The sequence below is a fragment of the Porphyrobacter sp. CACIAM 03H1 genome (genome assembly GCF_002215495.1).
Lineage (GTDB): Bacteria > Pseudomonadota > Alphaproteobacteria > Sphingomonadales > Sphingomonadaceae > Erythrobacter.
In genome coordinates, this window is the sequence record NZ_CP021378.1 from 3,106,073 (window position 1) to 3,121,063 (window position 14,991).

The 14,991-nt window shown below is 67.5% G+C and carries 13 protein-coding genes; 3 read left to right on the forward strand and 10 right to left on the reverse strand.

The window, feature by feature from the left end:
* From CBR61_RS14780 to CBR61_RS14810, 7 genes are all read right to left on the reverse strand, one after another.
* Positions 1 to 801, reverse strand: a complete 801-nt coding sequence (locus tag CBR61_RS14780; RefSeq protein ID WP_088915063.1) for a TrbG/VirB9 family P-type conjugative transfer protein — start codon at positions 799 to 801, stop codon at positions 1 to 3.
* Positions 798 to 2,000 carry a type IV secretion system protein gene (locus CBR61_RS14785; protein WP_088915064.1) on the reverse strand — a complete coding sequence of 401 codons (1,203 nt, stop codon included), beginning with the start codon at positions 1,998 to 2,000 and terminating at the stop codon, positions 798 to 800. The genes CBR61_RS14780 and CBR61_RS14785 overlap by 4 nt, the downstream gene beginning before the upstream one ends.
* Positions 1,997 to 4,438 carry a VirB4 family type IV secretion/conjugal transfer ATPase gene (locus tag CBR61_RS14790; RefSeq protein ID WP_088915065.1) on the reverse strand — a complete coding sequence of 814 codons (2,442 nt, stop codon included), beginning with the start codon at positions 4,436 to 4,438 and terminating at the stop codon, positions 1,997 to 1,999. Before CBR61_RS14790 ends, CBR61_RS14785 begins: the two co-directional genes overlap by 4 nt.
* Positions 4,428 to 4,712 carry a type IV secretion system protein VirB3 gene (locus CBR61_RS14795; protein WP_088915066.1) on the reverse strand — a complete coding sequence of 95 codons (285 nt, stop codon included), beginning with the start codon at positions 4,710 to 4,712 and terminating at the stop codon, positions 4,428 to 4,430. Before CBR61_RS14795 ends, CBR61_RS14790 begins: the two co-directional genes overlap by 11 nt.
* A 4-nt stretch (positions 4,713 to 4,716) precedes the next feature.
* The gene (locus tag CBR61_RS14800; protein WP_088915067.1) at positions 4,717 to 5,028 is read right to left on the reverse strand and encodes a TrbC/VirB2 family protein; all 312 of its coding nucleotides are present in this window, start codon (positions 5,026 to 5,028) and stop codon (positions 4,717 to 4,719) included.
* 41 nt (positions 5,029 to 5,069) lie between these two features.
* Entirely contained in the window at positions 5,070 to 5,690 is a 621-nt protein-coding gene (locus tag CBR61_RS14805; RefSeq protein WP_088915068.1) for a lytic transglycosylase domain-containing protein, read from the reverse strand.
* Positions 5,691 to 5,889: 199 nt separating this feature from the next.
* A complete protein-coding gene (locus CBR61_RS14810) occupies positions 5,890 to 6,291 on the reverse strand; it encodes a tetratricopeptide repeat protein (RefSeq protein WP_157696629.1) in 402 nt (133 codons plus the stop codon).
* Between the two features lie 320 nt (positions 6,292 to 6,611).
* Between CBR61_RS14810 and CBR61_RS14815 the strand changes: the two genes are divergently transcribed.
* The 3 genes from CBR61_RS14815 to CBR61_RS14825 all read left to right on the forward strand — a co-directional run bounded on the left by CBR61_RS14815 (position 6,612) and on the right by CBR61_RS14825 (position 11,805).
* Positions 6,612 to 8,177: a hypothetical protein gene (locus tag CBR61_RS14815; protein ID WP_088915070.1), complete on the forward strand. Its 1,566-nt coding sequence runs from the start codon at positions 6,612 to 6,614 to the stop codon at positions 8,175 to 8,177.
* Positions 8,178 to 8,278: 101 nt separating this feature from the next.
* Entirely contained in the window at positions 8,279 to 11,023 is a 2,745-nt protein-coding gene (locus CBR61_RS14820; RefSeq protein ID WP_088915071.1) for a TonB-dependent receptor domain-containing protein, read from the forward strand.
* Between the two features lie 197 nt (positions 11,024 to 11,220).
* Entirely contained in the window at positions 11,221 to 11,805 is a 585-nt protein-coding gene (locus tag CBR61_RS14825; protein ID WP_088915072.1) for a hypothetical protein, read from the forward strand.
* A 405-nt stretch (positions 11,806 to 12,210) separates the two neighbouring features.
* Here the strand turns inward: CBR61_RS14825 and CBR61_RS14830 are convergent, their stop codons facing one another.
* The 3 genes from CBR61_RS14830 to CBR61_RS14840 form a co-directional block, all read right to left on the reverse strand.
* Positions 12,211 to 12,885: a response regulator transcription factor gene (locus CBR61_RS14830; RefSeq protein WP_088915073.1), complete on the reverse strand. Its 675-nt coding sequence runs from the start codon at positions 12,883 to 12,885 to the stop codon at positions 12,211 to 12,213.
* 127 nt (positions 12,886 to 13,012) lie between these two features.
* A complete protein-coding gene (locus CBR61_RS14835; protein ID WP_088915074.1) occupies positions 13,013 to 13,753 on the reverse strand; it encodes an SDR family NAD(P)-dependent oxidoreductase in 741 nt (246 codons plus the stop codon).
* 2 nt (positions 13,754 to 13,755) lie between these two features.
* Positions 13,756 to 14,898: an acyl-CoA dehydrogenase family protein gene (locus CBR61_RS14840; protein WP_088915075.1), complete on the reverse strand. Its 1,143-nt coding sequence runs from the start codon at positions 14,896 to 14,898 to the stop codon at positions 13,756 to 13,758.
* Positions 14,899 to 14,991 lie beyond the last annotated feature (93 nt).

The window sequence follows — 14,991 nt, forward strand, 5'->3', positions numbered from 1 at the left end:
TCACTTCTTCTTGCCCCGCGGCGCGGAGAGCCCCGCCTGCCGTGCCGAGGGCGGCATGGGGCCGGTGTTGGTGAGGGTCGCGGTGTCGCGGCCCGAGCGAAGGATGATCTGCGGCGGCACGCCCTCGACCACGACGGTGGCTCCGCGCACGGTGTAGTTGACCGGCCCCTCGTCGCCATCCTCGTTGGTGACGAGAATGGCGGGGATGGCGATGCCCTGCGGCCAGGTGAGGAACACCGCGTCGCCATCGTCATAGGTGCGGGTGGGGATCAGTTCCGCCGCCCCCGCGCTCGCCCAGGCGAAGTTGAGCTTCGTCGGATCGGCGGCTTGCCCCGGGTCTCCCCCCATCGCGGCCGGTTCCGCCGCCGCGCGCAGGGCCTGCGCCTCGGCCTCGGCGATCGCGGCGAGGCGCGCTTCCTCGGCGGCTTTCTCGAGCTCGGGATAGCGGAACTGCAGCACATAAAGCGCCGAATTCCGGGGGCTGGCGACGAGGTCGAAGAGGTAGGTGCGCTTGTCCGTCACCACCGTCATGTTGGTGCGCGCGGCGGGCTCCAGCGGCTTCACGAAGAGGATCGTCTGCGCCTTGTTGGGCTGCACCTGCCAGGCGGCGCTGTCACCGATGGCGACGTTCTCGATCACCTCGTCGGGGGCGAACTTGATGGTGGTCTGGACCTTCACCTTGCCGTCGATCCGCACCACGGCGTTCTCGTCGAAGACGAGCGTCTGGAGGCGGTCATCCTGCGCCGCCAGGGGCGCGGCAAGCGTGAGGGCGAGGCTCGCGAGGAGCACGGCGCGGGTCATCGATAGGTCTCCGGAGGGGGGGCTTTGGGCGCCGGCGCGGGGGCGGCGGACGAGGCCGTGCGGAAGCGGTTGCCGATCCCGCGGGTGCGCGAGGCGGCGGGGCCTGCAGGGCCAGTCTGTCCGCTGCCGCCGCCGGTCGCATAGACGCGGGTTTCGCGCGAAACGGTGCCCGCCGGCCCCGCGTCGTTGGCGGCAAGGCCGGGCTGGAGTGGGGCGACATCGACCCGGCGGGGGGCCAGCGACGCGCTCGCAGGGGTCAGGGCGGGGCCGCGCGGCGCGGTGCCGACAACGGGGCCGGCGACCGGCACGGCTCGCGGCGCTTCCGGCCCGCGCTCGCGCTCCTTCGAAGGCACGAGGCCGAACACCTGCCAGCCCGACACCATCGTGCCCGCGACCTTCAGCGAAAGCAGCATCAGCGCCATGTGCACCGCGCCGACGAGGAAGAACGCCATCGCCGCCTGCTGGTCGATCTGGCCCGGCACGGCGACCAGCGCGGCCAGCACCGGCACCGCCATCTCGAGCATGATCGATCCGCCCAGCAACGCGAAGAGCGGCGCCAGCGCCATCATCGTCAGCCCCTTGAGCCAGCCGGTGAACAGCCCGCGCGTGCCCTCGAATAGGGCCAGCACCACGAAGATCGGCCCGACCGCCAGCAGCAGCGCCAGCGCGATCCGCGCTGTCACCAGCAGGCCGACCGTGCCGAGCAGGAGCAGCATCGCCCCGATCCACATCATCCCGGGCGGCGAGAAGGCGCTGATGTCCTTGGTGTCCCCGCTCGCCTGCTGGACGGCGAGGAAGACCACGTCGAGCTTCTGGGCGAAGACGCCCGTGGCGCTCTCTCCGCGCACGCCGGTCAGGATTCCGGCGATCTGGTCCGGCCCGCCGATGAAGATGTTGTAGAACACGCTCGAGAAGGCGACGAAGCTGGTGGCGAAGGTCAGCACCAGCCCCAGCGTCATCATCTTGGGCACCAGCGCGCGAACCGACAGGTTCGACCGGCCGAGCATCAGCGAGATGCCGAAGAAGCCGACGTAAAGCCCGAGCAGGATCGTCAGCGCGAGCGCCAGCTGGCCCTCGGTCCCGAAAAGGCGGTTGAAGGCCTGTTCGGAAACGCCGCTGGCGATGCAGTCGACCGCGGTCAGCGCGGCCGAGACGCCGGTGCCCATCGACTGGGAGGCAGAATCGCAGATCGCGCTCATTCGGCGGCCTGCCACAGGGTATCGGGATCGGGGTCGCCGGGGCCATCGGGCCACGCCCTGCCGGTGAGCGGCGGATACCAGGCCGAGGGCGCATCGCCCACAGCCTCGCGCAGCAGATCGAGCCGCCGCACCGCGCTCTCGCGGCCCGAGAGGATCGTCAGCACCTCCGGCGCGCCCGACAGGTCGAGCCGCACCACCACGCTCGCGTCCGGCTGGCGCACCAGGAAGGCGCGGCTGTGCGCGGGCAGCGAGCGGATCAGGGCGAATTCGTGATCGGTGAGACCGAAGCCGTCGATATAGTCCTCGGGCCGCGCGCGGCTGTTGGGCATGAACACCATCGTCGCGGTCTGCTCGACCAGCGCGGTGGAGATGCGGCTGTCGAGCGCGTCGCGCGCCGATTGCGTGGCGAAGCCGACAAGCGCGTTGCGCTTTCTGAGGGTCTTGAGCCAGTCGCGGATGCGCGCGGCGAAGACCTCGTCGTCCAATGCCTTCCAGCCCTCGTCGATCAAGATCATGGTCGGCTGCCCGTCCAGCCGCTCGTCGATGCGGTGGAACAGGTACATCATCGTCGGCGTGCGCAGGCGCGGGTTCTCGAGCAGCGCGGTCATGTCGAAGCCGAGCACGCGCTCGGCGAGGTCGAGCCGGTCGCGCTCGTTGTCGAACAGCCAGGCGTGCTCCCCGCCGTCACCGCCCGGCGAGCCGATCCATGCCGCCAGCCGGTCGGCCAGATCGCCCGGTTCGGGACGCCGCGCGCCCGCGAGCAGTTCCTTGAAGTGCCGCAGGCGCCGCAGCGAGGGATCATTGGCATAGGTCGCATCGACCGCCGCGCTGATCGTGGCGAATTCCTCGGGCCCTTCCGCCTTGAGCAGCACGGCGAGCCAGTCGCGCAGGAAGGCACGGTTCGCCGGCGAGTCGGGCAGCGAGAGCGGGTTGAAACCGGTCGGCATCCCCGGCGCGATGCGGTCATAGCGCCCGCCGATACCGCGGATGAACAGCTCCGCCCCGCGGTCCTTGTCGAACAGGATGGTGCGGGGTTTGAACTTCTGCGCCTGCGCGGCGAGGAAGTTCATCACCACGGTCTTGCCCGAACCGCTCGGCCCGATGACCGAGAAATTGCCGAGATCGCCGTGGTGGAAGTTGAAGAAGAACGGCGTGGCGCTGGTGGTCTCCAGCAGCGTCACGGCATCGCCCCAGTGGTTGCCGCTCGCCTGCCCCAGCGCGAAGCCGTGGAAGCTGCCGAAGCCCGCCATGTTGGCGGACGAGATCAGCGCGCGGCGCACGATGTATTCCTCGTTGCCGGGGAACTGCGCCCAGAAGGCGGGTTCGAGATTGGTGTCCTCGCGCACAGCGATCGCGCCGGTGTCGGCGAGCGCTGCGGCGCAAGCGGCCATCGCGTCGTCGAGGCGGGGGAGCGTCGTCTCGCGCACCAGCACGGTCAGGTGATGATCGCCGAAGCCGACCGCCCCGTTCCCCAGCGCATCGCGCGCGGCGAGCATCTCCGCCCGCTCAGCAGCAGCCTCCTCGTCGACCGAGCGCGAACGCCTGAGCGCGAGGTCGATCCGCTCCTTGGCGGTGGTGCGCTCGTTGGGGGCGTAGCTTTCGGTTACGACCATCTCGAAGGGCAGGCGCAGCAGGTTGTCGAGCAGGCCCGGTGAGGTCGCCTCGGGATAGTCCTTGAGGCCGAGGATCGCGGCGAAATCCGGGGCGGCGCTGCCGCGCAGCTCCATCGCATCGAGCCCGAAGGAAGCGCGGCGATAGGGGAGCATGTGCCCGATGTCGGTTTCGGGCGAAGGGCGGCGCACCGGGCGCATCTCGCCGTTGTAGAGCGCGCTGAGCAGCTCCAGCATTTCCGAATTGGTGCCGCCCGATCCGGGGGCCTGATAGTCCCCCAGCACCGCCGCGCCATAGTTCTGCAGGCTGGCGACCAGACCGGTGATCGCCGCCTTGAGGCTGCGGATGTCCTTGGGATCGGCCTCAAGCTCCTCGGCGCCGGCGCGGCTGAACATCTTCGACAGGCGTTCGGGCAGGCCGGTCTTGCCGCGCGCGGGGCGGCGGATGAGGGTCACGAACTGGTCGTTGATGAACAGCGATCCGCCCGCCAGCCGCTGCTTCCATCGCGCATCGATGTGGCGCGAGAGGGGATCGGGGAACTCGGCGTCCAGCTCCACCTCCACCCGGCGGCGGATGACGTGGTGATACATCACGAAGCGCGCATCGAGCGTGCTCCGCAGCATCACCTCGCGGGTGGCGGCATGGGCGTTCAATGCGTCCGAATCCTCGGTCTCGAACAGCAGGCCCGGCACCTGGATCGCGCTCATGACCGAGCCGTCGCGCAGGAGCACGGTGTTCTCGTCGATCAGGCGGGCATAGGGCAGGCGGTCGCCGACCCTGGCTTCCTTGGCGCTCCAGGCGGCGGCGCCGATCCACTTACGGGGCATAGGAGTTGCACCCCCAACGCTTGAAATTGGGCACGCGCGGGCACTTGCTGACCTTGGTGATCCACAGGTCGAAGATCCGTGGTTCGCGCAGGGAAGCGAAATAGCCGATCACGTGCATCACCACCGGAACGGGCAGGATCCACCAGCTCTTGAGGATCAGGAAGGCGATCGTCGTCACCATCAGGTTGATGATGAAGAAGTTCATCGTCACGCCGGCGAACATCTGCGGGCGGGTGAGCGCGCGGTGCACCGGATGGCGGAGGAGATCGCTCACGGGTCTAACCGGCCGCCGACTGGATGCCGGCGACGATGGTGGTCGCGCCGAACAGGATGAACACGCCGACGATCACGGTCGCGCCGAAGCGCCAGTTCATGCGGCCGGTGAGCATCATGAAGCCGATCGCAGCGACCGCCATGACGGCGACGGTCGTGGCGACCGTGCCGAGCAGCGTGCCCTGGAGCCAGAGCAGCGCGTTGTTGATCGGGCCGGAGCCGGCCGGGTCGGCGCCTTGCGCGAAGGCGGCGGTGTGGGCCGAGACCAGCGCGAGGGCGGCCATGATGCGGGCGGGAAGGCGGAACGGGGCGTTCATTGGTCGTGTCATTCTTTCACTTGTGGCTGGCCGCGCGTGGGTCACTGACCTGCGGGGCGCGAATGGCTGGCGAGCCGCCCCATGATGGCGGCGACATAGTGGCGGGTCTCGCGTATGTTCGGGATGCCCCCGGCACGCTCGACGCGGCCCGGGCCGGCATTGTAGGCGGCGAGCGCTTTCTCGAGATCCCCGTCGAAGCGGTCGAGCTGTTCGCGCAGGTAGCGCGCCCCGCCCTCGAGATTGGCGAAGGGATCGTTGGGATTGACGCCAAGATAGCGCGCCGTTCCCGGCATGAGCTGGGCGAGGCCCTGCGCGCCGACGGGCGAGCGCGCGTTCTCGTTCCAGCGGCTCTCCTGCCACACCACGGCTTCCATCAGCGCCGGCGAGAGATCGAAGCGGGCGGCCAGTTCGGCGATCTTTGCGGCATAGCGCGTCGGGATGCCCGCGGCGTGGCGCGCGGGATCGGCGATGGCAATCGCAGGGAGCGACGGCGCATCGTCAAGGCCTGCATCGGCGGGCGGCGCGAGGGCGGCCACGGCGGTGCCCGGCACGGCCGGCTGGCCCGCGAGCGGCCCCGCGACCCAGCGCGCACCGTCGGACCCGAGCTCCAGCACATCGGCTCGCGCCTCGACCGCCAGCCCGATCGCGGCAGCTACAATCATGACGCGGCAAGCCGCGGCGAGAATCATGTCTCGGCCCTCCAGAATGTCCCCCTTTGTCTATCCTAAATGACAGACAGGTGACAGCCTCGTGCGCGTCCGATGCGGCAGGCCGAGTGCAGATGGCAAAACGGGCGGGCCGCATCTGCGCGCGGCACCGCCCGTTCTCTCCCCGGGGCACGACCCGCAGGGCCGTGAGCGCCTAGTCGCGCAGGGTCAGCTGTCCGGCGCGGGTGGGCGCGGGACGGAACTCGCCGCGCTCGAGCATTTTGATCGCCTTGCGCGCGAGGCGGCGCGAATCGGTGGCGCTGCCGTCGGCGGTGTCGAGCTCGACCACCTCGTGACACGCCAGCGCCTGTTCGAAGGCGGCGCGCGCCTTCGCCTCGTCGCCCGCGTGGGCATAGGCGATGCCGAGATTGATCAGGACCGCCGGATCGTGCGGATCGGCCGCGCTCGCCTTTTCGAGGGTCGCGAGCGCCTGCTCGGCCTTCCCGGCGACAAGCGGCCGGACCGCGAGTTCGGGGGCGTCGGCAAGTGCCGCCGACGGGACACCTGCGAGCGGGGTCGCGGCGAACAGCGCGACGGCAAGGGCGGTGACGGACATGGGCATGGCTCCTCTTCTACAAGCGGGCATGATGCCTTTGCGCGGAACCGAATGCAACAAAACTGAAACAATGTCTTTCTATTGTAATTTTTCAGCCCAACTAATTGTTTCTGCTCGCTCTATTTGTGACATTTCGCCGAACGGCGTGCATCACGCCTCGCGGAAATCGCGGTCACATTTGTCTTTCTTCGGTCATATTCGCGAATATGACACACGCCTGTAATCCTGCAAGAATTCTGTCACGCAGCCCTCCTAGCGAGCCCCCAGCGCATCAACACAAGCGCCGTTATGATTCTCGGCTCAAGAGGGGACCGCTCGCTGTGAAAAACATCCAACGCACTCTGATCCTGGGTTGCAGCCTGGTCGCTCTGGCCGGTTGCGGCGCTGACGAAATCGTTTCGCCGGGCACCGGTGGGAACATCATCATCAACAACCCGCCGCCCTCGCCCACCCCGACCCCGACCCCGACGCCGACCCAGACGCTGGTGACCCCGGCCGCAGGCTGCCCGACCATCGCCACCCCCGGCGGCCTCGTCGACGGCGGCACCCTCACCGGCCCAACCGGCACCTATCGCGTGTGCCGCCTGCCGGCGCGCTTCACCACCACCGACAGCCTGCCCTACATCCGCGGCCTCGTTTACGAGATCCCGGGCCGCGTCGAAGTCGGCGCCGACCGCGGCTTCTCGAGCACCGGCAGCACCGTGACCCTCACGATCGAGCCGGGCGTGATCCTCTTCGCGCAGCAGGATTCCTACCTGGTGGTCAACCGCGGCAACCAGATCCAGTCGAACGGCACCGCCGATCGCCCGATCGTGTGGACCAGCCGCGACAACATCATCGGCCTCGCCAACGACAACAGCCAGCAGCAGTGGGGCGGCGTCGTGCTGCTCGGCCGCGCGCCGATCTCCGACTGCTCGACCGGCGTGTTCAACACCACCGCCAGCCCGAATGCCAACCCGACCTGCGAAGGCCGCCTCGAAGGCGCGGCGATCGCGACCCCGTTCGGCGGCGCCAACGCGGCCGACAACTCGGGCTCGTTCCGATTCAACCAGATCCGCTTCTCGGGCTTCGAGCTGGCGCCGAACAACGAGCTCCAGTCGCTGACCACCGGCGGCGCGGGCTCGGGCACGGTGATCGAGAACCTCGTCTCGTTCAACAGCTCGGATGACGGCGTCGAGTTCTTCGGTGGCGGTTTCAATGCCCGCAACTTCGCCATTATCGGCGCCTCGGACGACTCGCTCGATGTGGACACCGGCGCGATCGTCAATCTCGACACCGTGATCGCGGTGCAGCGTTCCTCGACCGGCGACCGCCTGATCGAGCTCGACTCGCCCAACGTCGCCGACCGCACCCCCTCCAACGCGATCCCGCAGACGCGCTTGCAGGTGAACAACTTCACCTTCGTGACCCGCGCGGGCGCGCCGCAGGTCGTGCAGGCCCGCGGCGGCGCGGCGCTCGGCCTCACCAACGGCGTGATCGATGCCGGCACCAACCACTGCTTCCAGATCGACGAGCCCGCGACCCTCGCGGCGATCATCGGCGTGGACTCGGTGGTCGGCGACTGCCCGGCGACCGACCCGATCCGCGGCGGTGCGGGCGTGACAAACGCCGACGCAGCGGCGCGCATCAATGGCGGCACCAATAACAACTTCGCCTTCACAATCACGCTGACCAACGGCGTGGTCAACGGCGCGGGCGAGACGGCGCGCACCGCGTTCAACGCCAACACCCGGTCGACCTTCTTCCCGACCCGCACTTTCGTGGGTGCGATCCAGAACGCCGGGGCGCTGACCAGCATCTTCGGCAACTGGACCTGCAACTCGTCGATCCAGAACTTCAGCAGCGCGACCGGCGCCTGCACCTCGCTGCCGGTCTACCCGGCCTAAGGTTCGCCGAAACCGGCTTTCGGGGGAGGCGCCGCATTCCGCAGCGCCTCCCCTCATTCGCATCAAGACTCAGTGATCCATTCATGAGGGGGTCCTCACCAATGCTCAAAGGCACGCGCCTTGCAGGCCTGCTGCTTCTCACCACGGCGCTGACCATGCCGTCGGTTCTCCACGCGCAGGAAACGCCGCCCGAGGAGACGTCCACCGAGCAGGCCGGTGATCCGCTGGCCGACGCTGTCGAAGGCGAGCCCCCGGCCCAGGACCTTCAGGATACCGACATCTCCCTGCCCGGCGGCGGGATCATCGTCACCGGCCGCCGCAACCGCGATCCCGCACGCACCTCGGGCCAGGTGCTGAGCGTGCTGTCGGAAGCCGACATCGCCCGCAGCGGCGAAGGCGACATCGCCGGCGCGCTGACCCGCGTCAGCGGCCTCTCGCTCGTCGGCAACGGCCGCGTCTTCGTGCGCGGTTTGGGCGACCGCTATTCGCTCGCGCTGCTCAACGGCCTCCCGCTGCCGAGCCCCGAGCCCCTCAGCCGCGTCGTTCCGCTGGACATCTTCCCGACCAGCGTGATCTCCTCCAGCCTCGTGCAGAAGACCTATTCGGCCAACTTCCCGGGCGAATTCGGTGGCGGGGTGATCAACCTCACCACCAAGGCGATCCCGACCGAGACCTTCCTCACCGTCGGCTTCTCGGGCAGCGGGGACACCGAGACGACCTTCCAGAACGGCCTCACCTATTTCGGCAGCCGCTGGGACACCTTCGGCTTCGACAATGGCAACCGCGACTTCCCGAGCGCGCTGCAGGACGCAATCGCGAGCAACACCCGCATCAACGACCTGCCGATCGCCCAGCAGCGCCAGCTCGCCGGGCAGATCATGCCGCTCAACCTCGTCACGCTGCAGAAGAACAACGAGCTGCCGATCAACTTCAGCGCCAATGTGACCGGCGGCACCTCCTTCGAGATCGGTGACGGCAACTACCTCGGCCTGATTGCGACCGCCGGGATCACCAACACCTGGCGCAACCGCAACGTCACCAGCCAGCAGTTCGGCGACGCGGAGGCGGGCCAGCTCCTGTTCGATTCGCGCAACTTCATCACCGACAACAAGGTGCTGGTGAACGGCCTGATCGGCCTCGGGCTCGACATCGGCGAGCACACGATCCGCTGGACCAACCTCTACATCCGCGACACCCTCAAGACCGCGCGCCTCGCGACCGGCACCGACAGCTTCACCGACGTCGCGCGCCCGTTCGAGTTCCAGACCCAGCAGACCGGCTGGTTCGAGCGCCAGCTGATGGACTCGCAGCTCGTCGCCGAATTCAACTTCGACCGCTTCGAGCTCGACCTGCGCGGCGGCTATGCCCGCACCGACCGTGAGGCGCCCTACAACGCGATCGTCCCCTACATCCGCACCAACATCCCCAACGATCCCTTCGGCGACAAGTTCGTGGTCGATGTGGGCGCCCTGATCGGCGGGACCGAGCGCATCCAGGTCGGCTTCGAGGATCTGCGCGAGGAACTCTGGTTCGGCGGTGCGGACGTGACCTTCGAGGTCACCGACACGCTCTCGCTGACCGCGGGCTACGCCTATTCGGACACCTCGCGCCGCTCGCTGTCCTTCATCATCCGCCCCCTGATCGGCTCCACCGCCGAATTCACCACCGCCCTGCGCGCGCTGGGCCTGCGGCGGCCGGGCGAGATCTTCAACGGCGCGACGCTCGCCTCCGGGGTCATCCCCCCGGCGACCACCGCGCAGCCCTTCTTCAACATCACGGTCTCCGACCCCACCCCCTTTCCCGTATTCGACGCCGCGCTGACAGTGCACGCGGGCTACGGCCTCGCGCGCTACCGGCCGACCGACCGGCTCAGCCTCGAGGCGGGCGTGCGCTACGAGGACGGGTTGCAGGTGGCGGCGCCCGATCCCGCTTTCGGCGGCGGCAACCTCGCCAACCCGACGCGGATCGCCAACGACTACTTCCTGCCCTCGGCCACGGTCACCTGGGAGGCGATCGACGATCTCCAGCTGCGCCTCTCGGCCTCGCAGACCATCGCCCGCCCGCAGTTCCGCGAGCTGGTCGAGCAGACCTATTTCGATCCGGAATCGAACCGCCGTTTCCGCGGCAACCCCTTCCTGATCGACAGCGAGCTGATCAACGTCGAGGCCCGCGCCGAGTATTACTTCGGCGGCCCGCGCCGGGTGAGCCTCGCGGGCTTCTTCAAGAAGATCGACAACCCGATCGAGAACTTCCTGATCACCGCCCCGGGCATCATCGAGACCAGCTACGCCAACGCGCCCGAGGCCGAGCTCTACGGCGCCGAGTTCGATTTCGCCTACGGGATCGACCTCGCCAACTGGGGCGGGTTCTTCGAGACCAAGCAATTCCTGATCCTCGCCAACTACACCTACACCCAGTCGAGCATCGCGGTCGGGCCGAACGATCTGGCCCCGATCCCGGGGGCGATCGGCCAGGCGGCGAGCCAGCTGTTCGACGACGGCGCGCCGCTGGTGGGCCAGTCGGACCATGTCGCCAACCTCTCGCTCGGCATCGAGGACGACGACAAGGTCCAGCAGTTCACCGTGCTGTTCAACTACGCCAGCGAGCGCGTGACCCTGCGCGGCGGCGCCCTGCCCGACGTGGTCGAGGACCCGGGCCTGACGGTCGACGTGGTGGCGCGTTCGGAAGTGAAGCTCGGCGGCTTGCCGCTCGAAGTGAGCCTCGAGGCGCGCAACATCTTCGGCCGCGACAACTTCGAGTTCCAGCAGATCAACGGCAACCGCGCCGAGATCAACACCTTCGACGTGGGCACGAGCTTCTCGATCGGGATCAAGGCGGAGTTCTGAGGCATACCGCGAGGCATATGAAAGGGCCGCTCCCTGACCGGGGCGGCCTTTTTGCTTGGCAAGCCGCAACGCTCAAGCAGCGCAAATCCCGATCAACGAGGGTCCGCTTTCAGGATCGGCGCGGCGCTGGGTGGATGACCGGAGATGGGTGGATTGCTGCCATTGACCCATTCGATGCAGGCGGGAAGTATGTGCCGATGCTCGAAGCCAATCCGAAGGCCCGTGCCGACCTGAAGCCGGGCACCCTTTATGCCCTCCTCGGTGAACAGGAGTGGGTCTACTACGGCCAAGTCACGACGGACAAAGCCGTAGGCTTCTTCCGGCGCAGGGATCGTGAAGTCGCTGTCATTGAAACGATTGTCACCTCACCGATTATGTCGATCGTGTCAGTGCTTTATCCATCGATCACCCGAGCTCTTCGCTCCGGTCGATGGCAGAAGCTTGGACGTTGTGAGCTTGTGCCCGATCTCCAGAGAGGTCGGCGTGTGGTGCAATGGCCTGTAGGAACACTTACGGTTACGATCTGGGATCAGGGGGGCACGGGCACCGAAACCCGCGTAGATGATCCTGCTATTCAGGACCTGGAAGTCATGGCTGGCTGGGACGCCGAACAGCACATCCCTTCCCGACTAACAGCTGACTTCGGGCAAGAGGTGGCGGAATGGCACGTAGGCGGTCCCGTCTGGAGAGAGCGAAAGGTAAAGGAGGAACTGGCGAGGCGGAACCCTGAAGCGCCTTGGCATCAGCTACCAACGGGTTGGGTGCCGACTGTCGCCTCCTAAGGGTTCGTGATCTGTCCACAATGGGGTCGATTACTGAATGTCGGCATTAGGCGGCGAGATAGAGGAAGCTGCCATCCTCAGAACCGTCGCCCCGTGCTTGACACGGGGTCAGGCTTCTCTCTTCTTCGCCGCCCGCAGCAAAGCAGCCAAGCCCCGTGTCAGGAAACGCGGCGACGAACGGTCAGTCGCTTCGTTTTCCTACTTCCCTGTCAGCAGCTACGATCTGCCCGGCTCTTTCACATCGTTCTGTCCAGCCTGCGACGCCGTTTGCCATTGAAGGCGCGTTTTCTTTCGCTGCCCCCGTGTCCGTCCGCTCGCGCAACCGCAATCAAGCAATTGCGTTATCGAGAAAAAATCGGGGACGGTAAAGCGGACACGGTGTCCGCTTTGTCCGCTTGCGCCCACTCACCCCAAATCGAAGACGTAGCCCAGCGAACGCACCGTGCGCAGCGGGTTGCCGCCGCCCGCAGCCTTGATCGCGCGGCGCAGGCGGCCGATCCACACGTCCACCGTGCGCTCGTCGATCGGGGGTTCGCGCTTGCCGAGGCCGTTGATGAGGTCCTCGCGGGTCAGCACGCGGTTGGGGTTCTCGGCGAGGAAGCGCAGCAGCCGGAACTCGTTGGGCCTGAGCACGATCGGAGTGTCGTTCCAGCGCGCCTGGAGCGCGGCCATGTCGATCACCAGCGCGCCAAGCTCGAAGCGCCGCGTCGCCTGCCGCTCGGCCCCGCGCGATTGCAGCGCCAGCACCCGGTCGAGCACCGCGGTGCGGGTCAGCGGGCCGACGAGATAATCATCCGCCCCGGCCCGCAGCGCGCGGCGGCGGTCCTCGGCGTCGTCCTCCTCCAGCACGATGGTGATATGCGCATCCTCGGTGCGCGGGTCGGCGCGCAGCCGGCGGCACATCTCCAGCCCCGCGAGTTCGGGCATGACCCAGTCTACGAAGGCCCACATCGGCCCCTCGACCAGCCGCCGCGGCCCGTCCGGCCCGAGCCGGTCGAAGGTGAAGCGGCGCTGGTCGTGCACGAAATCCTCGAGGCTTTCGCCCAGTTCGCTCGTCAGGAAGATATTGACGACATCCATGTTTGCCAGCCCCGGTTTGGTGCCGGAGTGGCGCAGCGGTGTGACGCGTTTGTGACTGGATTGCAGCGATGTGTAACAATTGGCGCAACGGCGGGGCAGGACCGCGATGCAGCTGGCGCCGTGCGCGTCAGGACAGCGTCAAGCCCCCGTCCACCACCAGCGTCTGGCCGGTGATGTAGGCGCTAAGCGGCGAGGCGAGGAACAGCGCGGCGCCGGCCATGTCCTCAGGCGTGCCCATGCGGCGCAGGGGGATTTTCCTGAGGCTGGCTTCGAGCCGCTCGGGGTGGTCGGTGGTGACCGAGGTGAGCTTGGTCGGCACCAGCCCCGGCGCGATGCCGTTGACCCTCATGCCGTCGCGCGCCCAGGCCTCGCCCAGCGTCTTGGTGAGGCTCGCCGCGCCCGCTTTCGAGGCGGCATAGGCGGGCGTGCCGATGGTCGATTTGAACGCGGCGACCGACGAGACGATGATGATCGTGCCCTTGCTATCCGCCAGTGCGGGGTGGAAGGCGCGCGCGGCGTCCATCACCGAATTGAGGTTGATGTCGACGACCTGGTCCCAGCCCTCGCGGGTGAACTCCTGCCGGCCATAGCGGACGGTGCCCTGGCAGAGCACCAGCACGTCGACCGGGCCGAAATCCGCCGCGAGCCGCCCCGCCGCCTCGCGGTCGGTAAGGTCGAGCTGGCGGTAGTCGAGGCCGGTGAAGTCCGAATCCTCGGCCTCGAGGTAGTCCCCGAAATCCGGCCGGGTGCCGGTGACAGTGACGCTGGCGCCCCGCTGCCGGAAGCCGTGGGCGATGCCATTGCCGATCCCGCTCGACCCGCCGATGACGAGGACGCGTTTGCCGGTGAAGTCGAGCGGTTCGGTCATGGTCAGATGCTCCGCGAGATCACTTCCTTCATGATCTCGTTGGTGCCGCCGAAGATCCGCGTCACGCGCGCGTCGCGCCACAGGCGGGCGATGGCATACTCGTTCATGTAGCCCGCCCCGCCGTGGAGTTGCAGCGAAACGTCGCAGGTTTCCCACTGGAGATCGGTGTGCCACAGCTTGGCCGCGCTCGCCTCGTCGGTGGTGAGCTCACCCGCAAGGTGCTTTCGGATCGCCCAGTCGAGGTGCGCCCAGCCCACCTGCAGCTTGGCCTTGAGGTCCGCGAGGGTGAACTTGGTGTTCTGGAACTCGAACACGGTCTTGCCAAAGGCCGCGCGTTCCTTGGTGAACTTCACCGCCTCGTCGAAGGCCCGCTGCGCCGACGCCTGCGCGCCGACCGCGATGCTGAGGCGTTCCTGCGGCAGCTCCTCCATCAGGTGCACGAAGCCCATGCCCTCGGCGCCGAGGATATTGGTCATCGGCACGCGGCAATCGTTGAAGAACAGCTCCGAGGTGTCGGCAGAGTGCTGCCCGATCTTGTCGAGGTTGCGCCCGCGCTCGAAGCCGGGGGTGTCGGCGTCCACCAGCACCAGCGAAATGCCTTTGGCGCCCTTCTCGGGATCGGTCTTGGCAACCACGATCACGCAGTCGGCATTCTGGCCGTTGGTGATGTAGGTCTTCGAGCCGTTGATGACGAGGTGATTGCCTTCCTTCCTTGCCGTGGTGCGGATGCCCTGAAGGTCGGAGCCTGCGCCCGGCTCGGTCATGGCGATGGCGGTGATGATGTCGCCGCTGACCATGCCGGGGAGGTATTTCTGACGCTGTTCGGGGGTGCCGAGGCGCTCGAAATAGTTCGCCGTGATGTCCGATTGCAGCGTGAAGCCCGCCGCCGAGCCGAGGTAGGACAGTTCCTCGGCGACAATGCAGTTGAACCCGAAATCGAGGCCGAGCCCCCCGTTCTCCTCCTTGACGGTGGGGCACAAGAGACCCGCCTCGCCCACCGCCTTCCACACCGAGCGCGGAACGATCCCGTCGGCTTCGTGCTGGTCGAGATTGGGCGTGAGGTGCTCGGCAAAGACCTTGCGAACGGTGTTGCGGAAGGCCTCGTGGTCTTCATTATAGGCGGTGCGGTGGGCGGTCGCGAGCATGGGGGTTCTCTCCGGGCAATGGGTTTTGATTTGCCACGATAGAAGCCCGCACGCCCGCTAGGGTCAAGCGCGAAAGTGGGGGTGGCGAGTGCC